The sequence below is a fragment of the Domibacillus indicus genome (assembly GCF_023715895.1).
Classification (GTDB): Bacteria; Bacillota; Bacilli; order Bacillales; family Domibacillaceae; genus Domibacillus; species Domibacillus indicus_A.
Window position 1 is genome coordinate 458,616 of sequence record NZ_JAMBOO010000002.1, and the last position, 20,772, is coordinate 479,387.

Here is a 20,772-nt window from a genome sequence, read left to right on the forward strand (position 1 = left end):
TCCATAGTGGAACCCGGTTTTTTCTATATAACCATATTTTTCATATCCATTGGCATGGGCATTGTAAGATCGACAGGCGCGCCTGTTACAGGATGGTGAAACGACAGCGATCCGCAGTGAAGTGCCTGCCTGTTTATACGGCTCCTGCTGCCTCCATATAAATCATCGCCTGCAAGCGGATGACCAACATGGGCAAGATGAACACGAATCTGGTGCGTCCGCCCGGTTTCCGGCTTAACAGCCACATGGGCAAAATCATCGTACTGCAGGATCACTTTGTAAACCGTCCGGGCATATTGGCCGTCCTCACGCACCATTCGTTCGATAATGCTGTCGTCCCGGCGGCCAATCGGCGCTTCCACAAAACCGGATGCCTGCTCAAAAACACCCTCCGCAAGTGCTTCATACTGACGGAACACCTTTTTTTGCTTTTGCATCTCAGACATTAAATGATGCACGTATCGGTTTTTCGCCGCAAGGACAATCCCTGATGTGTCGCGGTCCAGCCGGGTAACGACGTGTGCCGTTGCCTGCAGCCCCTGCTCCCTATACAGCCAGAGCAGGCCGGATGCAAGCGAGCCGGATGGATGCTCGCGGGACGGAATCGTGTTCATGCCCGCCGGCTTGGCGACAGCGATCAGCGCTTCATCCTCAAATAAAACCGGAAGATCGACCGGCTCCGCTTCGAGTCCGCCTGATGGTACTTCGGGCGGAAACACTACCCGTACGGCATCTCCTGCGGATAACACATGGCGGACATTTACTTCGCGGCCATTTACTTCAATCAGCCCGCCGGTAAATTTAATATCCGTTAAAGCACGCTTAGAGATCTCCTTTTGCGCTAAAAAGGTTCGGAGCAGTAGTCCATCCTCATCCGCAGTCCAGCACAATTCAAATGGCTTTCCATTAACTGCTGACAAAGGAATCATGCACCCTTTTCCAAAATGGGAACGGCCGGAAGCGGGCAAAACGGATTTTTTCTGTGGCAACACGATATTGAATGGATTTTACATCTTTATGCAAAATTGTTAAGTGATCAATGGTCACTAAAAAATCCGGCCGGTTAACCGGTTTTAAAATACACGTATGGTGAGCCGGCAAAATGAGCGGTGAGCCAACAGTCCGGAACACACGGTTGTTGATCGATGCCATTTCCGCCAGCTGCAGGGCACGGATTGACGGATGCAAAATAGCTCCGCCAAGCGCTTTATTGTAGGCTGTGCTGCCAGATGGCGTTGATACGCACAAGCCATCGCCGCGAAAACGCTCAAACTGCTCGCCGCGAATTTCCACATCCATTACGAGTGTTCCATCCACACTTTTGACGGTTGATTCATTCAAGGCCAAATAGCGTGTTTCTTTACCTCCATCCTGATAGCGGATAATCGCTTCAAGAAGTGGATATTCAATGATCTGATAGGGCGTCCGCGCAATGGCGATTACCAGCTTCTCAATTTCATCCGGTGTCCAGTCCGCATAAAAACCAAGATGCCCCGTATGTACCCCGACAAATGCCGTTTTATCAAGACGTCCATTATACCGGTGAAACGCGTAGAGAAGCGTTCCATCTCCGCCAACCGAAATGACGATATCCGGCTCGCTTTCATCGTATGTTAATTTAAAATCCGTCAGGTAATTACGGATTTTATGCATTAATGCATTGGACTTGGCGTCCCCTTTTGATGTAATCGCAAACTTCATTCTGCCTCACCCCTGCCGTTTAGTAGTCATTCTTTTTTCTTTGTGAAAAACAGCTGCGCTTCCTGGATCTCTTCTCGAATCAAGGACATTTCCTCGTCCAGCCGGAAAGCGGCCTCTGCCGCACGCTGCAGCCTTGTTTGAATTTCTTCCGGAAAATCGCCATTGTATTTATAATTCAGCGAATGCTCAATGGTCGCCCAGAAATTCATGGCAAGCGTTCTGATTTGAATTTCAGCGAGCAGCTTTCTTTCCCCGTGAATGGTCTGTACCGGATATTCAATGACTACATGATAGGATCTGTAGCCGCTTGGCTTTTTATGGGAAATATAATCTTTTTCTTCAACGATTTTAAAATCTTTCCGCTTGCGCAAAATCTCTACAACGATTTTAATATCATCCACAAACTGGCACATCATGCGCAGCCCGGCAATGTCCTGCATATCCTGCTGGATGCGTTCCCTTGGAATTCGTTTCGTTTCCATTTTATCTAAGATGCTTGGAACCGGCTTTACCCGTCCTGTCACAAATTCGATTGGTGAACGGTCGTCTTCCAGTGTAAACTGCTTGCGAATGCCGCGCAGCTTCACTTTTAATTCCTCTACCGCCTGCTTGTACGGTACTAAAAACTCATCCCAGTTGTCCATGCACGGTGTCCTCCATTAGCGCTGTTCGGCGAAAAAAACACGTTCCACTTTCTCTACCATTTCTTCGCCGTAGTTGCTGTTTCCTTCGATGTTGACAAGCAGATCGCTCATTTCCTCATGAAATGAGGCAAGCAGAAATGTACCGTCCGCTCCGGCTGCTTCAACCGGGTGTCCGCCGTCAATCGCTCTCTTTACTTCTTCCCACGTACTCTCGTGTACATATAGATAAACATAGCCCGGCTCTGCTTCCGCCAGATACACAAAAGCCGCGGCGTCTGAATCGGTAATCACCTGGGAGACCGGCTTTAAGTGTGTGACCTGTACCTCTTCCTCTGATAAAAGACGAAGCGTTTCGCCTGCCCATTCTGTTTTTGTAAAATGCCATTTCGTTCTCATTCTTCACTTCTCCTTTACAACAACCGTTCATTCAAAACTTCGTAAACATTTTACCACATTTTACTCTTTCAAACACGGTTCGAACAGGATACAATAAAAGAAGAACATTATGGAAAATGAGGCGGACACGATGAAGGAAGAAATTGAAATTGAATTTAAATGTGTGGTTACAAAAACACAGTTTGATCAGCTTGTCGCCGCTTTTAATCCAGGACCTTTTCAACAGCAGTCCAACCACTATTTTGATACACCAGATTTTTTGCTTAAAGAAGCCGGCGCCGCGCTTCGCATCCGTGAAAAGGGCGGACGAGCGGAAATGACGCTGAAAGAACCAGCAGATACAGGTCTTTTAGAATCAACGGTTTCATTATCACAACTTGAAGTGAAGGACGCCTTAGCCGGCACCCTTCCTGATAATAAAGTCATCAGCCGGGCGGCTGGCCGCGCTGGCGCGGCCGATTTCGCTCACTTTGGCACACTTTCAACAACACGGGCAGAGATGGCTTACGAAGGCGGCCTGCTCGTGTTTGACCATAGCACGTATCTCGGGCAGGAAGATTACGAGATTGAATATGAAGCAAAGGATGCTTCTGGAGAAGATGTTTTTTATCAGCTTTTGAAGAAATATGGCATCGACTACACACCGGCAGAAAATAAAATCCGCCGTTTCTATCACGCACTTACACAACATGGGGGAAACTAACAACGTGGATACAAACTTTTTCAACACGATGATCAACACGACTGTCGCTAAAGCCGCTGGAACAGGAACCACTTCTCCATTTTCTTCTGTCGCTGGGACAGGCAATGTGTTTGGCTCTATTTTGCAGCAGGCGCTTGCGCAGGGTCTTGAAATTATTCAAGCCGGGACCTCCGCTTCTGTAAGTGCCGCTTCTTCTGCAGCATCTGCACCAGCCCTCTTCACAAAAGCCGGCGCCGACATTGCAGCCGCACCTAAAACAGATTTTGATAATATCATTACTCGGGCTGCCGAGAAGTACAATGTTCCGAAAAAATTGATCCAATCTGTGATTAAACAGGAATCCAATTTTAACCCGAATGCCGTCAGCTACGCGGGCGCTTCAGGGCTTATGCAGTTAATGCCGGGCACTGCAAGCTACCTCGGTGTTAAAGATTCAATGAACCCAGAACAAAACGTATTTGGCGGAACGAAATATTTACGCCAAATGCTCGATATGTTTGATGGAGACATTTCCCTTGCGCTCGCTGCATATAATGCAGGGCCGGGCAACGTAAAGAAGTATGGCGGCATCCCGCCATTCAATGAAACACAAAACTATGTAAAAAAGATCACCGGCTACTACAATGCGTAGAGCCGGTTTTTTTAAAGAAAAGGAATGTTTTGGAGATATGCCCTCAATCCTATCATTTGTTTTATGTCGAAAGCCTTGTTAAAATGAAGATACATTACGAGGAAAAAGGAGTAACGTTTATGGCCGAGCAATCCAATGTTCCATACGACATCATTGGCGGGAAACAGCTTTCAGAACTGGTGGACGTTTTTTACAGCCGCGTTTCGCAGCATCCGGATCTTGCGCCGATTTTTCCCGACGATTTAACCGAAACTGCCCGAAAGCAGAAACAATTTCTAACTCAATTTCTAGGTGGACCAAGCCTTTATACAGATGAACACGGGCACCCGATGCTCCGGGCACGCCATTTGCCTTTCCCTATTACGCCAGCACGCGCAGAAGCCTGGCTGGAGTGCATGAATGCGGCAATGGATGATGTGCATTTAACCGGTGAATTGCGTGTTTTCTTTTTTGAACGACTTAAACAAACGGCGTTTCATATGGTGAACCAGCCGGATGATAAGGGTGATGCTTTGTGAATTCGATGCAACTGCCTGAACGTATTTGCTCTGCCCGGCAAAAGCCGCTCGAACTCTATGTATTTATTGATCCTTTGTGCCCGGATTGCTGGGCGCTCGACCCCCTTATTCGGAAGCTGCAAGTAGAATACGGCCATTATTTCAAGTTGAAGCAGGTATTAACCGGCAAGCTGACTGCCTTGAATACAGCTAAGCCTCTTCTTGCAGTCGAGCAAAGCGGGCTTGCCTGCGAGGAATCCGTCTGGGAGGAAGAGACTATCGAATCTCCTTTTCTTGCATCTATTGCCATCAAAGCAGCTGAGCTGCAAGGAAAACGGGCCGGCAGTAAGTTCCTCCGGAGAATCCAGGAGCAATTATTTTTAGATAAAGAGAATGTCGCAGATATAGCTGTGTTAACCCGCTGTGCTGAAGAGGCGGGGCTCGACAAAAGCGAGTTTTTAAATGATATTTATTCAGCTGGTGCCACAAAAGCCTTTCAAAGTGATTTAGCGGTCACATGTGAAATGGATGTGGACGAAGCGCCGACGATCGTATTTTTTAATGAACGCATTGAAGATGAAGGTATTAAAATTGCTGGCCTTTACTCCTATGATATTTACGTACAAATTTTGCAGGAAATTCTAGAAGAAATACCAGAACCGCTTGACCCGCCTTCACTTGAAGAATTTATGCAATACTTTCGCATTGCGGCTACAAGTGAAATAAGAGGCGTTTATGATTGGACCGACAGCCAGACAGAATGCGAAATGAAAAAACTGCTTCTGCAGCGAAAAGTCCGCAGGATCTATACGAAGCACGGCACTTTTTGGGAATATATTCAGTAAAAACGCCAGCATCGGATGCTGGTGTTTTTTTTGCATCCAAATAGAAAAAGCCCCGCCGAAGCGGAGCTCTTTCTTACGAACAAAGGGGATGGGAGAAATTTTTCACGGTCAAACAAAGGGGTATATGTTTGTTTGTGATCAACTTCACGACCTCATCGTACCATGTGTGGCACATTTTTTGCAAGGAATGACCCTTCAATTCACAAAATCGACATAATAATGGATTTGACAGCGTTAACTTACAAATTAACCCAGTAATTTCTCCATTTCATCCAGTGTTTCCTCAAACACACGGCAGGCTGCTTCAATTGGACCTGCTTCCGTCATATCAACGCCTGCACGCTTTAATACTTCAATTGGATCCGCAGAGCTTCCTGCTTTTAAGAACTCATTAATGTACCGCTGGGCAGCCGGCTCGCCATCTTTTAAAATTTGTGAAGACAGCGCAATCGCTGCACTTAAGCCCGTCGCATACTGATATACGTAATAGTTATAATAGAAATGCGGAATGCGTGCCCATTCAAGTGCAATTTCTTCATCAATAACCATATCATCACCGAAATACTTTTTATTCAGTGCGTAATAAGCTTCACTTAAGCCGTCTGCTGTCAGTGCTTCTCCCTTTTGCGCTTTTTCATGAATCAGGTGTTCAAATTCTGCAAACATCGTCTGGCGAAAAATCGTGCCGCGGAATGTTTCAAGAAAATGATTCAGCAAGTAAATGCGTTTTTTCTCATCGTCTGTTGCTTTCAGCAAATAATCATTTAAAATGGATTCATTGCACGTAGAAGCCACTTCTGCCACGAAAATAGAGTAGTCCCCATAAATATACGGCTGGCTCGCACGTGTATAATAGCTGTGAATGCTGTGCCCAAATTCATGAGCAAGTGTAAACAAATTGTTTACATTATCCTGCCAGTTCATCAGAACGTAAGGATTTGTGCCATAAGCACCGGAGGAGTAAGCCCCGCTTCTTTTTCCTTTATTCTCCACTACATCGACCCAGCGGCTTTCTAACCCTGTCGTTAAAATCTCGATGTATTCTTTTCCGAGCGGCTGTAAACCTTTTTGAAGAAGATCTTTCGCTTCGTCATACGTTACATCAAACTTGCCTTCTGCTACAAGCGGCGTATACAAATCGTACATATGCAGTTCATCAAGACCAAGTACCCGCTTGCGCAGCGCCACATAACGGTGAAGCAGCGGCAGATTTTTGTTAATGGTAGCCACTAAATTGTCGTATACCTCTTCAGGAATATGATTACGTGACAGTGCTGCCTCTCGCGCGCTGTTATAATGGCGTACACTTGCAGAAAAATTATCCCGTTTCACCTGGCCGGATAGCGTGGAAGCAAATGTATTTTTAAATTTTCCATAGGTGGCATACACGGCTTTAAAAGCTTCCTCTCGAACACGGCGGTCCGATGACTCAAGAAACCGCACGTAGTTGCCGTGTGTAATTTGTACACTTTCTCCGTTTTCATCCTGGATAACCGGAAATTCCAGGTCAGCATTATTCAGCATTCCAAATGTTGCACTCGATGAGCCTAATACATCTGATGCCTGCGCCAGTAAATTCTCTTCTGTTGCAGACAGAACATGCGGACGCTGCTTATTTAAGTCATCCAGCACTTTCTTGTACAATTGGAGCGGCTCATGGGATGCGACAAACCCGTTTACTTTTTCTTCGTCAATCGACAAAATTTCAGGATCGGCAAACGAAAGCGCTCCTGCAATTTGCGTATACAGCATTTTAGCCCGGTCATTCATGCCCTGGTAATGGGCGTTTTGAGTATCTTCATCGTAGCGCATATGCGCATACGTATATAGACGGCCCATCCGCTCAAGCAGAACATCCTGCCAGGAGAAAAAGGCATACATCTGCTCTGCACTTTCATCAAGGGTCCCTCTATAGGAAGAGGCTTCTCCTGCAAGTGTCTGAAGCGCTTTAAATTCCTTCTCCCACTCTTCATCCGTTACAAAAATATCTTCAAGACGCCATTTCAGCTCCTCCGGCACCTCAGAACGTGCCGGAAGCTGTTTTACTGCATTTTCTGCCATCTCCAAAAACCTCCTTTTATGTATATAACCATTCTCCTTCCTTATTATATAATCCTTTGTTTTTCATCTCAAAAAATCAGCTTGTCTAAAACAGTCTCCCCGAATACCTCTGTAAAGGCTTTTTCTTTTTCCAGCTTCACACCGAGCGAAGGGCTGTCCAAAGAAAGCGGATTTCTGATTACATCCAACAGCGCGGCATATTCTACAGCGGCCATCTCCGGTGTTTTTCCGCTGGCAAGCGGCAACGGCTGCTCTTTTATATGTCCAAGCTCGATTCGGCGTCGAATAATTTCTTTAGCCGGACGCTTCTCCAGCTCCAGCAAAAGATAAAACTGCCATTCAATCGGATGATTCCGAATCGCTATGCTGCTGCGGACAGGAAGCCCGATGTGTTCCGGCAGCAAATAAGGATTACGGCCGGATGCATAAACCGCTTGAAGAAAAGGGTGCCGCTGCCCCCGGTCAAACTAGCAGGTCTGATCGATCCATTTCCGCCTGTAATCAAAAAAGGTATTCAGGTCAGATACATCTCTTTCGCTGCCCGAAGCGGACGGAGGAAACGCCATGTCTTGAATAGGAATAAAGCGCTGGTGTGCTGCACAAAGTGTTACCGTAAGCGGAGTGATGTTTTTATATAACGTAAATCCTTTTCGTTCAGGGTCATACGACAAAAAATAAAAGCCCAGCTGAGGGTGAAAACGCAAAAACAGCCGCTGAAAAGGCGTCAGCTTTACGCAGCTCCCTTTCCGCTCAACCGGCTTGCCGCCATATATCCAAAACGGAATCATTCCACGCGCTGTATACTTCTCTGTCCGCTCCTTAAATAAAGCAGCGGAAATCGAAGAACACTGAAACTCAACCGCTATATTTCCTGTTAAAATGTCCGGGCGCTGATCTCCGCCTGGCAGACATGCTTCCAATTCTGCTTCTGCTGTTTGGGTAATCCATTGAAATAAGTCTGCTTTTCCGGTTAAATGCCTGGGAGATTCGTGTTCTGAAAATGATTGGCATAAAGTGTGGGAAATGTGGGCAAAATGTGGAATGTTAACATTCCCTGCTTTAATCATGACAGGGCTGCCACATTGCGGGCAGTAATGCGGAGTATTTTTTAAACGAAGAGCTAGTGACTTGGCTTCTGTCCCGGCCAATACGACCGGCTTTCCTTGTCGATTCACTGCCGACAGCATACAGATATCCTCTCCTTTCATTTTATACGATTCGACAAGCGGGAGGTCACTTCCTTTTTTTTGCAAAAAAAAGCATCCTCTTGACATGTCAAGAGGACGCTGGTTATGAAAAGTATTGACGAACGGTTTCGAATACATTTTCAGGCATGATGCATTTTCCGTATTCCTGAAGTGTATGGATCGTCATGCGGGATTCATGCGTATATTCAAGCAGAATGCTGAGCGCATCGTCAATTTCTTCTTCCTGGAAACGATCGTCCGCGAACTCAACAAACAGATAATAACGATTTTCGTGCGCATACAAGGAAGTGGTCAAGTAATCGAGACCGCCGCGATTGCTAAGCGCGATAACGTCTTCAAAATCACGGAATGCAAGAACAAAATCAAGCGGCGCATCGTCTTCTTCTGAACGGTCAAAATGTTCATCAAGCAAGTCTTCGATCTGCCCATTTACATCCATTTTATCGCTTGTAAATGGCAGTTCCAGACGCTGTCCGTCTTTTGTCAGATTTGCCTGGGTAACCAAAATTTCCAAACCTTTATCAAGTGCATGCACTTGAATCCAAAGAGGCCCATCCACTGTAAAATCTTCTTCATCGTGGACTTCCTCCATCATATCCCAGAACAGTTCTTCGCTGCGTTCCCGGTTGTACCAGATTTCCTCGCGGTCAAAGCCCCGTTCTTCTATATCAACATATGATATGAAAAACTTCACCGTGTTATCATTAATGCGTTCAATTTCCATTATGCGGTCTCTCCCTTCCATTTAGAGGGTTCACAGGGGTGCGGAAACATATCCCCATCCCTTCTTTATATTGTATGATAAACAAGGCGTAAATGAAAACAGAAAGACTTAGGTGTCTGCACATTCTAACTGAATTTTCTGCGTTCTTCAAGCTAAAACGGTTAAAAAAAATAAAAAATTCCTGCATACCGGGCAGGAATTTTTCTTTGTCAATTAGTTAACCATACGTTGTGCTTCAAGCAGCTGGAAAGTACGAACTTTCCGCGGTAAGAAACGACGAATTTCATCTTCGTTATAACCAACTTGCAGGCGCTTTTCATCCATAATAATTGGACGACGAAGCAATCCTGGGTTTTGGCGGATCAATTCAAACAAATCTTGAAGTGGAAGTGTTTCAAGATCAACATTCAATTTTTGGAAAATTTTCGAACGTGTTGAAATGATTTCATCCGTTCCGTCCTCCGTCATACGCAAAATTTCTTTGATCTCGTCAATGCTTAACGGCTCTGAGAAAATATTGCGTTCCACGTAAGGAATTTCGTGTTCCTCTAACCACGCTTTTGCTTTTCGGCATGAGGTGCAGCTTGGTGATGTGTATAGTGTAACCATTCCTCATTCACACTCCTTAAATAAAATATATAATACCTGTCAATTTGAGGAATCGAACGTTCATGGAGATTTCATAGATAAGTGAAACTCCTCAACAACCGGCTACATATGTATTATACCACGAAATGACAGCCAATTGAATATCGTTTTCAGTTGTATCAACAATTATCTTTTACTTACAAATACATTGTACCCGGTGAATGTGTCAACTAAACGTCAAAGCTGCACCTTTTTAAACTTTTTGTGAGGATTCAAACGGCTCAAGAATATTCTCACGCTCTTCTTTATCTATAAAGGAAAGGGTTTCGCTTACCGGTGCAAAAGGAGCTCCGTAAATTTCTTTGTCTTTATACTTATGAATATCACGATATGTCCGAACCATCGCTTCGTAAATATCTTCCTCATCTGCCCCGCTTGGGCTCCAATAAAGAATTTCCATCACCGTTTCCCGGCCGGTCGCAAGCGAACGCCGGCGGTAGCCGATTTTAGAAGCATGTTCAAATCCTTCACGGGCATAGAAGCGAAGTCTTTTTTCTGTATCCGTATCCTCATATTGAACCGGTTCAACCTCAAGAATGACCGGTTTGTTTTTCGACTTTAATCCATTAATCAGTTTTTTGCCTAGTCCCTGTCCCCTTGCTTGTTTGGACACAAAAAGATAGTCGACAAAAACAAACCCGTCAAACTCTACATAAATGAGTACGTGGTTCGGACCTTCATCTTTATGGTAAACATCGCCGCGTTCAGCGAGCAGTACATCGATTTGTTCTTTTGCCTTCATTTCTTCAATCGGAAAATATTGATTCAACTTTTCATACCAGTTCATGCATGTCTCCTTTGCTTACCTATATTAAGTGCTTCTTATATAATATAGACCGTTTTTTAACGCTTAAACCTATAATTTAAAAAAGCGGCCGCTTATCGGGCCGCTTCGTAGCTTTTTTGAAATTGATTCAATTCTTTTTCTGAACAGTAAACAAAATGACCCGGCGCCACCTCACGCATTTCCACCCGATCATCCGCTCCGTACTGATGAACATCCGGTGAGTACACTTTTCGTACTCTGCTGCGCTCATAGTCTGGATCCGGAAGTGGAATAGCGGACAGTAATGATTTTGTGTATGGATGCAGCGGATTTTTATATAGCACCTCACTCGGCGCAAGCTCCACCAGCTTACCGAAGTACATGACGCCAATTCGATCGGAAATATATTTCACCATTGACAGGTCGTGTGCAATAAACAAATACGTTAACCCTTTTTCTTTTTGAAGCTTTTTCATTAAGTTGACCACTTGTGCTTGGATGGATACATCCAGTGCGGAAATAGGTTCATCAGCAATAATAAAATCAGGCTCCACCGCAAGCGCACGAGCGATACCGAGACGCTGGCGCTGGCCGCCTGAAAATTCATGCGGATACCGGTTGGCATGCTCCCTGTTTAACCCAACTGTTTCAAGCAGTTCGTATACTTTTTTCATACGCTCTTCTTTCGACTTGGCTAACCCATGAATATCGATGCCTTCCGCAATAATATCTGATACTTTCATACGTGGATTCAATGAAGCATAAGGGTCTTGAAAAATCATCTGCATCTTTCGGTTAAACTGCATAAGTTCTTTTCGCGATTTTTTACCGTGCACATCCTGTCCGTTAAAGAGCACCTGGCCGCCTGTAGCGTCATACAGCCGGATCATCGTGCGTCCGGTTGTAGACTTTCCGCATCCAGACTCTCCGACAAGACCTAACGTTTCACCTTTGTAAATGTCAAAGCTAATATCGTCAACCGCTTTAACCATATTTGGTTTTCCTTCATTAAAGTATTGCTTTAATCCTTTTATTTCGAGAAGCTTTTCCATTACATTCCCTCCCCGGCCAGCACAGGCTTATCATAATTTCCCGGCATGGAGCGGCGCTGCATTTTTACGATTTCTGGCGGTTCAACCTTTGGTGCCTGTTCATGCAGCAGCCACGATTTCACAAAATGTGTATCTGATACTTGATAAAGCGGCGGCTCCTGTTCAAAATCAATCGCCATTGCGTAGTCGCTTCTAAGAGCAAATGCATCGCCTTTTGGTGGATTGATTAAATCCGGCGGGGTGCCCGGAATAGCCCGAAGTTCTGCTTCATGATCCGTATCCGGACTTGGCATGGAAGACAGAAGTCCCCATGTATATGGATGCCTCGGATCGTAAAAAATTTCATCAACGGTTCCCGTTTCTACAATCTGCCCGCCATACATCACGGCAACACGGTCCGCAACATTCGCCACAACACCAAGATCATGCGTAATAAAAATAATCGCTGTATCGATTTTCTTTTGAAGCTCCTTCATCAATTCTAAAATTTGAGCTTGTATCGTTACATCAAGAGCTGTTGTTGGTTCATCCGCAATCAATACTTTTGGATTGCAGGCGAGTGCAATGGCAATCACGATCCGCTGGCGCTGCCCGCCTGAAAATTGGTGGGGAAACTGCTTCATACGCATTTCTGGATTTTGCAGCCCAACAAGTGTCAGTAATTCGGCCGCCCGCTTGTACGCGTCCTCTTTACTCATTTTTTGATGCTTGATCAGCGGCTCCATAATTTGTTTGCCAATTTTCATCGTCGGATTCAATGAAGTCATCGGATCCTGAAAGATCATTGATATTTCCTTACCGCGAATTTTCTCCATTTCTTTTTCGGTCAGCTCGGAAAGGTCGCGTCCTCCAAACCAAATCTGCCCTTCTTTAATGCGGCCCGGCGGATTTGGAATAAGCCTCATGAGCGCTTTTGTGGTAACCGATTTCCCGGAGCCGGATTCACCGACAATGGCCAGTGTTTCTCCTTTCTCAAGGTGAAACTCCACTCCCCGCACCGCTCTTACCTCTCCTGCATGCAAATCAAATGAAACGTGTAAGTTTTTAACATCTAACACTTTCTCCATAAAAATGCCTCCTTTCTATTTATTTTTTCATTTGCGGATCCAGGGCATCGCGAAGTCCGTCTGCAAGCAGGTTAAAGCTTAAAATCAGCAAGCTGATAATAACAGATGGAATAATCAGCATATGCGGATACATCTGCATTGATTTAAAGCCGTCATTGACCAATGAGCCAAGCGAGGCTTCCGGCGGTGCAATCCCAAGACCGATAAAGCTCAAAAAGGCTTCGGTAAAAATAGCGGTTGGAATGGTAAACATCGTTGTAACGATAATCGGTCCGACCACATTTGGCATTAAATGCTTCCATATTAAACGGCCGCCTGAAGCACCGAGTGTTCTTGAAGCTAATACATACTCCTGGTTTTTCAGCTTTAAAAACTGCCCGCGTACAATCCGCGCCATGTTTACCCAGCCAGTGATGACCATGGCCATCGTGATGGAGAGAATACCTGGTTCAAATACGAGAATAAACAGGATAACCACAATCAGCTGCGGAATCCCCATTAAAATTTCAATAATTCGCTGCATTACATTGTCCAGGCGGCCGCCATAGTACCCGGAAATACCGCCATATGCAATACCGATTAACAGGTCAATGACTGCTGCCAGCACGCCAATGTAGATAGAGATGCGCGTGCCATACCAGGCGCGTGTCCATAAATCCCGCCCGAGGTCGTCTGTCCCGAACCAGTAATACTCTTTTACGCCTTTTGATTCATACACATCAAAGCCATCTTTATCGCGTCCATCAAACGGAAGCCAATGAACATTTTCGAGCGCTGCAATTTTTGGAGGCAGCTTAGCATGCTGAATATTTTGCTGTTTGTATGTGTAACCGCTCATCGACGGCCCGATAATTGCCATCAAGACAATTAACGCAATCAGCACCAGTCCGAAGATGGCACCCTTGTTGCTGCGAAGGCGCAGCCATGCATCATACCAGAAGTTTAAGCTTGGGCGGCCCATTTTTTCTGCTTCATGTGCGCGCGAACCTTGAATTTCAAATAGTTTTGGTTCCATTTGACTCATTTCCGTCCACCTCCACTTACACGAATGCGCGGATCCACTACGCCATAGAGTACATCAACAATAAAAACAACGACTACAAACAGCACACTATAAAATAAAGTGGTCCCCATAATAACAGTAAAATCATTTGTATTAATGGAGCGAACAAACTGATCACCCACTCCTGGTATCGCAAAAATACGCTCAATAACCAGCGAGCCAGTCATGATATTAACAGCAAGCGGTCCAAGCAGTGTAATAATGGGAATAAGGGCATTCCGAATGGCATGCTTGATCATAATCGACGGTGCACTGACCCCTTTTGCGCGTGCTAGTGTAATGTAGTCAGAATTTAAAATTTCCAACAGCTCCGAGCGCATATAACGTGCGACTGTAGCAATAACAAATACAGATAGCGCCAAAGTCGGCATAATCGTGTATTCAAAGCCTTCCCACGAAGCAACCGGCAGCCACTGCCATTGAACACCAACGAAATATTGGAGAAGGCCGGCGAACACAAATGAAGGAATCGAAATGCCAAGCACGGCGATCGTCGTCGCCGCGTAGTCGATTATGGTGTTGTGTTTTAGGGCTGAAATCACTCCAAGCAGGATACCAATAACGGTACCGAATATGATCGCTTGAAATCCGAGTTCTGCTGACGGCCCAATGCGTTCGCCGATCATTTGGGAAACCGGCCGATTATCATATGCAAACGACAAACCTAAGTCCCCTTTCAGCAAATTGGTCATGTAATTCACGTATTGAACAGGAACGGGGTCATTTAAGCCATATTTGTCTAAAATGATTTCCTGCTGCTCTGGAGATAATTTTTCCTGATTGGTAAGTGGCGAGCCAGGGAGGAGTTTCATTAAGAAGAAAGTGATCGTTGCGATAATAAACAGTGTCAGCACCATGTAAAAAAGTCTTTTTAATGTGTATTTCACCATGACTAGTCCCTCCTTCACTTTATTTTTTTAACAGGTAAAAAGAGAGCAGGCCCGCTTGCACCTGCCCTCCTCTGCTTACTTAACGCGTAACCTCTGCCCATTTCAATGAGTAATCTGGTCCGAATTTGTGATAGACGATTCCCTCCACATCCGGGTTGGTTAAATAAGCGCGTGCACGCTGATAAATTGGCGCAATAGCTGCGTCTTCAAGCATCAATTTTTCAACTTCAACAAGAGCATCCCAACGCGCCTGTTCGTCCGTTAGAAGTGTTGTTTTTGCTTGCTGAACAAGCTTGTCCACTTGTGGGTTTGAATAACCTGACTGGTTATGCGCACCTTCTGTTACATACATATCCAGGTACGTCATTGGATCTGGATAGTCAGGACCCCAGCCTGATAAAGACATTTCATAATCCATCGCCGTTTCAAGGTCAAGTTTTTGTTTAAATGGCTGCAATTTAATATTTACGGTTAGACCTTCAAGATTTGATTCAAGCTGTTCTTTTAAATATTCTGTTACTTTCTTTGACAAGTCATCGTCATAACTTAAAAGCTCAAGCTCAACCGTATCCTGTCCAATTGCTTTTTTTGCTTTTTCCCAATGCTCTTTTGCTGCATCAATGTCAGTTTCTAGATACGTACCTGCCGTTTCACGGAAATCTTTTCCGTCTGGGCCTTGAACAAATTCAGCCGGCACAAAATAATCCGCCGGTACAGAACCGTTATTTAACAGTGTATCTGTAATGCCTGTTTTGTCATAAGCCATGGCGATCGCTTTGCGCGCATCTACGTTTTTCAAGACGTCATTCGTTGTCTGGTTTAAACGGAGGAAGAAAACAGATGCTTCTTTTACGGTCTGGAAGCCTTCCTGCTCTTTGTATTTATCTACAAACTCAGATGAAAGCTTGACGCGATCCAATTCGCCGCTTTCATATAAATTCACATCCGTTTGTGTGTCTTTCACAATTTTTGTATTAATAGTTTCAAGCTTTACAGTATCTGCATCCCAATATTCAGGATTCTTTTTCATTACGAAACGGTCTTCATGCTTCCATTGAGCAAGTGTGAAAGGACCATTGTAAAGAACTGTATTGGCTTCAAGTCCATATTGATCGCCCTGCTCCGTCACGAACGCTTCATTTTGCGGAAGGAATGTAGCAAACGTCAGTAATTCTTTAAAATATGGAACTGGATTCTCTAATTGGATTTCAAGCGTTTTTTCATCGATGGCTTTTACACCCAATTCTTCCGGCTTCATTTTTCCGGTATTGACGGCCTGTGCATTTTTCAAGTCATACATGATATACGCATACTCTGCAGCTGTATCCGGATTTAATGCTTTACGCCATGCATAAACGAAATCATTGGCTGTGACAGGCTCACCGTTGGACCATTTCGCGTCCCGAAGTTTCACTGTCCACGTTCTACCGTCTTCGCTGATTTGCGGCTCCCCTTCTGCCATCCCCTCTACCGCTTTGTCGCCTTCACCGAGACGATAAAGCCCTTCCATAACACTATCCATTACAGCAAATGAAACAGCATCTGTGGCGAGAGCAGAGTCCATGTTCGGGATATCCTGCGTTTCTGATAAATTCAGTACATTTTCTTTCCCGCCGCCATCGTCAGATGTCTGACCACTGTTACCGGAATCGGACGAGCCGCCGCTACAAGCTGCGAGCACTGCACTGACTGCAAGCATCAAAACAAGGAAAATCGAAAGCTTTTTCTTGTGCATAGATGAATGCCTCCCCTTTTATAATATTTTGACCTTCCTAAGAATTCAGAAGATTTGTTAATATTATATACTGTCAATTCACTTTATTGCAATAACTTATTTACGTTTTATTTACAACCATTACATAAATTTAATAGTTTAGTGAAACAAAAAAAGCGCTCCAAAGAGCGCTTTTCCTTCAATCTATCCTATGAATCACTTACATTCCCATAGTAATTTTTAACTATATTGCTTTATAAATATAATATGTTTTGTATAATATACACAATGAAACATAACCGATTTATTTATAATCGAGTATATTCTTTATACTTTTTTACCTGATTTACGGAAGGAGTAAACATAAATGGGAAAAAATATTTTTTTAGCTTTTGTTCTTTTGGCAGGTTCACTTTTTTACAGTTTAACGAAGCCTTCCCATCTGATCGCTTTTGTAAATGCTGCTTTTATGGGCGGATTGTTTTTCTTTATCATAGGGGCAAGCATGCTGGTATTTGGAAAAGGATTTTTTAATGGCATTAGTTTTGGATTCAAACAGCTGCGCACCTCTTCAAAAGAAGGCGCTTATACAGCACGGTTTGATGACTTGGACAAAACGGGCGCACCCCATGAAGAATACAAAAAGCGTACATTCTCAAAATGGACCCTTCCACTTCTGTTAACTGGAGGTGCCGCTGCTCTTTTGACCCTGCTTTCTTCTTATTTCCTGTCATCTTGAATATTCAGTTTGTTTTATTTATAATGGAACACATATCAAGATGAAACGAAGTGAAGTGGACTAATGATGAAAACAATTTTTTCCGGCATTCAGCCAAGCGGCTCTGTTACATTGGGTAATTATATCGGCGCTATGCGGCAGTTTGTCGAATTACAGGAAGACTATGACTGCTTTTTTTGTATTGTAGACCAGCATGCCATTACCGTTCAGCAGGACCGCCTCGCGCTGCGCAAAAATATCCGCAGCCTGGCGGCGCTTTACGTGGCTATAGGCCTTGATCCTTCTAAAGCAACCCTATTTATCCAATCAGAAGTGCCTGCTCATGCACAGGCGGGCTGGATGCTTCAGTGTGTCTCTTACATCGGAGAGCTGGAGCGAATGACACAATTTAAAGACAAATCTGCAGGTAAAGAAGCGGTATCAGCCGGACTTCTTACATATCCTCCTCTCATGGCAGCGGATATCCTGCTTTACGGCACTGACCTGGTGCCGGTTGGCGAAGATCAAAAGCAGCACCTTGAGCTGACACGCGATTTGGCGGAGCGGTTTAACCGAAAATACAATGATATTTTCACGATTCCTGAAGTGCGTATTCCGAAAGAAGGCGCACGGGTCATGTCTCTGCAGGAACCAACGAAAAAAATGAGTAAATCCGATCCAAACCAAAAAGCATTTATTACGCTTTTGGATGAACCGAAGCAAATCGAGAAAAAAATCAAAAGTGCCGTAACCGATTCGGAAGGCGTAGTAAAGTACGACAAGGAAAACAAGCCTGGCATCTCAAACCTTCTGTCTATTTACTCAGCACTTGAAGGAATTTCGGTTGCGGATCTTGAACAGCAGTTTAGCGGAAAAGGCTATGGGGACTTTAAACAGGCAGCAGCCGATGTTGTCATCAAGCATTTAGCACCGATTCAGGAACGCTACTATGCATTAATCGAGTCTGATGAGCTAGACCAGATCCTAGACGAAGGCGCTGAAAAAGCCCGCTTTAGAGCCGGTAAAATGCTTAAAAAAATGGAAAATGCGATGGGTCTCGGCCGCAAACGCAAATAAAAAACGTTCCGGTTTATACCGGAACGTTTTTTATTTGCTTGTTACGACTTTCATTTCCTGCTCATACATTTTTTCAAAGAACGGGCGCCCTTTAATCATCTGGGCACACAGCTGTTCATGTGCAGAAGTCCAGCCGATTACAACTGATTCACTAAACATTTTCACTGCGGATGTCCAATCCATCTGCCGGATAATTTCATATTTTGCCGGCTTCCACTCTGTGAGCCAGTACTTCAACGCCGGCTCATGGTCGGATTCAATAAGCTGATCAACAGCCATTAACAGAAGCGTTTTTAGCTGCCGCTCTTTTCTTGTTAACCCAATCATCCATTCCGGCGCCGGCTCTGAAAGGCTGTATGTTTTTTCAGCCATATCCGGGAAGTAAAATGGTTCTGCCGGATGGCAGTCGGCCATTTCCCGGACAATTAACTCATGCTGAGGCATAATGCGGCTTTTTTTAATTGGCACCCGATATCCATTTGTATCAACAGCCATTGTCCGGTCTCCATCTGAAACAATAAAGCAGTACTCCATCATTTCACGTTTGCTTCCTTTACGGATAAACGCTTTGCTTTCTACTTTCTGCAGCAGCTCTTCCGGCAATTCACAAAGAGTTTTTTCAAAGAAATCCATTGCATTTTTACGTAAAATTAAAACCGGTACTTGATCAAGCAGCATCATCCCGTCGTCTTTACGCCATTCGTGATACGGGCATACATTGCATCCATTTTCTTCTCCTTCGAACCAGTTCACCCACACATCATGAAGGTACAGCATCAAATTCCTCCTTGATTACCGTTTTATGGGTTCATTATCGACACGTTTTTGTTACTTTATTCAATAAAACCGAAAAACATGAGCAGCCAGCCGACGAAAAATAAATAGCATTCCGGCCGGCGAATCGTAAAGGAAATGTATTCAGGCCATGTCATGCCTGCAGCAAGTAAATTCAAATACATAATAAAACTAATCCCGCCTGCTACGGCCAGGCCAAAGCCGGTTAAAAAAAGAACGAGTTTCATTCTATCACGCCCCCGCTGCTTGTCCTTCATGTATATGCAAAAATGAGCAAAAAAAAACAGGCCGAGGCCTGTTTTTTTAATCGTTGTATTGTTTCAGCACAATTGTCGCGTTATGTCCACCGAATCCAAGCGAGTTGCTCATCGCTGCGCGGACTTCACTTTTACGTGCTTCGTTCGGCACATAATCAAGGTCACATTCCGGATCCGGGTTTTGCAGATTGATTGTTGGCGGAAGTGTGTTTTCCTGAATGGCAAGCGCAGTAAAAATGGCTTCGACACCGCCAGCCGCACCAAGCAGGTGGCCCGTCATTGATTTTGTTGAAGAAACAGCCAATTGTTTGGCATGATCGCCAAAAACGGTTTTAATCGCCGCTGTTTCAAACTTATCGTTGTACGGCGTGCTTGTTCCATGTGCATTGATATAGTCGATATCAGATGGGGCAAGACCTGCATCATCAAGCGCCATTTTCATGGCACGAGAACCGCCTTCTCCTTCCGGTGCCGGTGCTGTAATATGGTGAGCATCGCCGGTTGAACCATAACCGACAATCTCAGCATAAATGTGAGCGCCGCGGGCTTTTGCATGTTCTAATTCCTCGAGGACCACAATACCTGCCCCTTCACCGATTACAAATCCGTCGCGTTCAGCATCAAACGGCCGGCTTGCTGTAGCCGGATCTGGATTTGTGGACAGCGCTGTGTTCGCACAAAATCCTGCAACCGACATTTGCGTAATCGGCGCTTCTGTTCCACCTGAAATCATCGCATCGGCATCGCCGCGCTGAATAACTTTAAAGGCATCTCCAATGGAGTTTGTTCCTGTTGCACAAGCTGTTACGGTACACGAGTTTACCCCTTTTGCTCCCAGGTAAATCGAGACTTGGCCCGCGGCCATATCCGGAATCATCATTGGGACGAAAAACGGGCTGACCCGGCGGTAGCCGCGTTCTAAAAATGTTTTATACTGTGTTTCAAACGTCTCCATGCCGCCGATGCCCGAACCGACCCAGACACCGATGCGCGGCGCATTTTCTTCTGTAATTTCGAGCTTCGCATCTGCTACCGCCATTTTAGCCGCCGCAACGGCAAATTGTGTAAAGCGGTCCATTTTGCGTGCTTCTTTTTTTTCTATAAACTGCTCCGGCTCAAAATCACGGATTTCAGCCGCCACTTTAGCAGGATAGTCATCTGCATTCAGGCGGGTCATCGGCTTAATGCCGCTTTTTCCTGCTGTAATACTACTCCAAGCTTCTTCTACTGTATTTCCAACCGGTGAAACAATGCCTAGACCGGTAATCACTACTCTTCGTTTTTCCACATTTTTCACCTCTTTATTAAATTGCTG

The 20,772-nt window shown here is 44.8% G+C and carries 23 protein-coding genes and 1 pseudogene; 6 read left to right on the forward strand and 18 right to left on the reverse strand.

Features of this window, described 5'->3' with window-relative positions:
- Positions 1–23 precede the first annotated feature (23 nt).
- The 4 genes from M3221_RS05670 to M3221_RS05685 are packed head-to-tail and all read right to left on the reverse strand — an operon-like array spanning position 24 to position 2,741.
- Positions 24–929 carry an RluA family pseudouridine synthase gene (locus tag M3221_RS05670; protein WP_251270535.1) on the reverse strand — a complete coding sequence of 302 codons (906 nt, stop codon included), beginning with the start codon at positions 927–929 and terminating at the stop codon, positions 24–26.
- On the reverse strand, positions 907–1,701 hold the full coding sequence (locus M3221_RS05675) for an NAD kinase (protein WP_242232363.1): 795 nt from the start codon (positions 1,699–1,701) through the stop codon (positions 907–909). Before M3221_RS05675 ends, M3221_RS05670 begins: the two co-directional genes overlap by 23 nt.
- A 26-nt stretch (positions 1,702–1,727) precedes the next feature.
- Complete coding sequence (yjbM, locus tag M3221_RS05680; protein ID WP_251270536.1) at positions 1,728–2,345, reverse strand: GTP diphosphokinase; 618 nt, start codon at positions 2,343–2,345, stop codon at positions 1,728–1,730.
- 15 nt (positions 2,346–2,360) lie between these two features.
- Positions 2,361–2,741, reverse strand: a complete 381-nt coding sequence (locus tag M3221_RS05685) for a UPF0738 family protein (RefSeq protein ID WP_251270537.1) — start codon at positions 2,739–2,741, stop codon at positions 2,361–2,363.
- A 130-nt stretch (positions 2,742–2,871) separates the two neighbouring features.
- Between M3221_RS05685 and M3221_RS05690 the strand changes: the two genes are divergently transcribed.
- The 4 genes from M3221_RS05690 to M3221_RS05705 all read left to right on the forward strand — a co-directional run bounded on the left by M3221_RS05690 (position 2,872) and on the right by M3221_RS05705 (position 5,417).
- Positions 2,872–3,444 carry a CYTH domain-containing protein gene (locus M3221_RS05690; RefSeq protein WP_251270538.1) on the forward strand — a complete coding sequence of 191 codons (573 nt, stop codon included), beginning with the start codon at positions 2,872–2,874 and terminating at the stop codon, positions 3,442–3,444.
- Between the two features lie 4 nt (positions 3,445–3,448).
- Entirely contained in the window at positions 3,449–4,075 is a 627-nt protein-coding gene (locus M3221_RS26240; RefSeq protein WP_311316124.1) for a lytic transglycosylase domain-containing protein, read from the forward strand.
- A gap of 119 nt (positions 4,076–4,194) precedes the next feature.
- Positions 4,195–4,593: a globin domain-containing protein gene (locus M3221_RS05700; protein ID WP_242232367.1), complete on the forward strand. Its 399-nt coding sequence runs from the start codon at positions 4,195–4,197 to the stop codon at positions 4,591–4,593.
- 5 nt (positions 4,594–4,598) lie between these two features.
- A complete protein-coding gene (locus tag M3221_RS05705; protein WP_251270630.1) occupies positions 4,599–5,417 on the forward strand; it encodes a ClpXP adapter SpxH family protein in 819 nt (272 codons plus the stop codon).
- Between the two features lie 246 nt (positions 5,418–5,663).
- Here M3221_RS05705 and pepF read toward each other — a convergent pair whose 3' ends face one another.
- The 11 genes and pseudogenes from pepF to M3221_RS05760 all read right to left on the reverse strand — a co-directional run bounded on the left by pepF (position 5,664) and on the right by M3221_RS05760 (position 16,631).
- Positions 5,664–7,478: an oligoendopeptidase F gene (gene pepF / locus M3221_RS05710; protein WP_251270539.1), complete on the reverse strand. Its 1,815-nt coding sequence runs from the start codon at positions 7,476–7,478 to the stop codon at positions 5,664–5,666.
- A gap of 68 nt (positions 7,479–7,546) precedes the next feature.
- Positions 7,547–7,912 (reverse strand): annotated as a pseudogene (locus tag M3221_RS05715) (hypothetical protein); the annotation flags it as partial.
- 33 nt (positions 7,913–7,945) lie between these two features.
- Positions 7,946–8,731 (reverse strand): competence protein CoiA, encoded by a 786-nt coding sequence (locus M3221_RS05720; protein WP_251270541.1) that lies wholly within the window; start codon positions 8,729–8,731, stop codon positions 7,946–7,948.
- 37 nt (positions 8,732–8,768) lie between these two features.
- Complete coding sequence (gene mecA / locus M3221_RS05725; RefSeq protein ID WP_242232370.1) at positions 8,769–9,410, reverse strand: adaptor protein MecA; 642 nt, start codon at positions 9,408–9,410, stop codon at positions 8,769–8,771.
- Between the two features lie 213 nt (positions 9,411–9,623).
- Positions 9,624–10,019 carry a transcriptional regulator SpxA gene (gene spxA / locus M3221_RS05730; protein ID WP_045850634.1) on the reverse strand — a complete coding sequence of 132 codons (396 nt, stop codon included), beginning with the start codon at positions 10,017–10,019 and terminating at the stop codon, positions 9,624–9,626.
- A gap of 232 nt (positions 10,020–10,251) precedes the next feature.
- The gene (locus tag M3221_RS05735; protein ID WP_242232371.1) at positions 10,252–10,845 is read right to left on the reverse strand and encodes a GNAT family N-acetyltransferase; all 594 of its coding nucleotides are present in this window, start codon (positions 10,843–10,845) and stop codon (positions 10,252–10,254) included.
- Between the two features lie 92 nt (positions 10,846–10,937).
- Positions 10,938–11,876, reverse strand: a complete 939-nt coding sequence (locus M3221_RS05740) for an ABC transporter ATP-binding protein (RefSeq protein ID WP_251270542.1) — start codon at positions 11,874–11,876, stop codon at positions 10,938–10,940.
- Complete coding sequence (locus M3221_RS05745) at positions 11,876–12,943, reverse strand: ABC transporter ATP-binding protein (protein ID WP_251270543.1); 1,068 nt, start codon at positions 12,941–12,943, stop codon at positions 11,876–11,878. Before M3221_RS05745 ends, M3221_RS05740 begins: the two co-directional genes overlap by 1 nt.
- A gap of 19 nt (positions 12,944–12,962) precedes the next feature.
- Positions 12,963–13,967 carry an oligopeptide ABC transporter permease gene (gene opp3C, locus M3221_RS05750; protein WP_251270544.1) on the reverse strand — a complete coding sequence of 335 codons (1,005 nt, stop codon included), beginning with the start codon at positions 13,965–13,967 and terminating at the stop codon, positions 12,963–12,965.
- Entirely contained in the window at positions 13,964–14,896 is a 933-nt protein-coding gene (opp3b, locus tag M3221_RS05755) for an oligopeptide ABC transporter permease (protein WP_251270545.1), read from the reverse strand. The genes opp3C and opp3b overlap by 4 nt, the downstream gene beginning before the upstream one ends.
- A gap of 79 nt (positions 14,897–14,975) precedes the next feature.
- Positions 14,976–16,631 (reverse strand): peptide ABC transporter substrate-binding protein, encoded by a 1,656-nt coding sequence (locus tag M3221_RS05760; protein ID WP_251270546.1) that lies wholly within the window; start codon positions 16,629–16,631, stop codon positions 14,976–14,978.
- Positions 16,632–16,977: 346 nt separating this feature from the next.
- Here M3221_RS05760 and M3221_RS05765 point away from each other — a divergent pair, with 346 nt between their 5' ends.
- Positions 16,978–17,349, forward strand: a complete 372-nt coding sequence (locus M3221_RS05765; protein WP_251270547.1) for a DUF3899 domain-containing protein — start codon at positions 16,978–16,980, stop codon at positions 17,347–17,349.
- Positions 17,350–17,412: 63 nt separating this feature from the next.
- Positions 17,413–18,405 carry a tryptophan--tRNA ligase gene (gene trpS / locus M3221_RS05770; protein ID WP_251270548.1) on the forward strand — a complete coding sequence of 331 codons (993 nt, stop codon included), beginning with the start codon at positions 17,413–17,415 and terminating at the stop codon, positions 18,403–18,405.
- 30 nt (positions 18,406–18,435) lie between these two features.
- Here the strand turns inward: trpS and M3221_RS05775 are convergent, their stop codons facing one another.
- From M3221_RS05775 to fabF, 3 genes are all read right to left on the reverse strand, one after another.
- Entirely contained in the window at positions 18,436–19,182 is a 747-nt protein-coding gene (locus tag M3221_RS05775; protein WP_242232373.1) for a DUF3603 family protein, read from the reverse strand.
- 56 nt (positions 19,183–19,238) lie between these two features.
- Positions 19,239–19,427 (reverse strand): YuzI family membrane protein, encoded by a 189-nt coding sequence (locus M3221_RS05780; RefSeq protein WP_242232374.1) that lies wholly within the window; start codon positions 19,425–19,427, stop codon positions 19,239–19,241.
- Positions 19,428–19,503: 76 nt separating this feature from the next.
- Complete coding sequence (gene fabF, locus M3221_RS05785; protein ID WP_251270549.1) at positions 19,504–20,745, reverse strand: beta-ketoacyl-ACP synthase II; 1,242 nt, start codon at positions 20,743–20,745, stop codon at positions 19,504–19,506.
- Positions 20,746–20,772 lie beyond the last annotated feature (27 nt).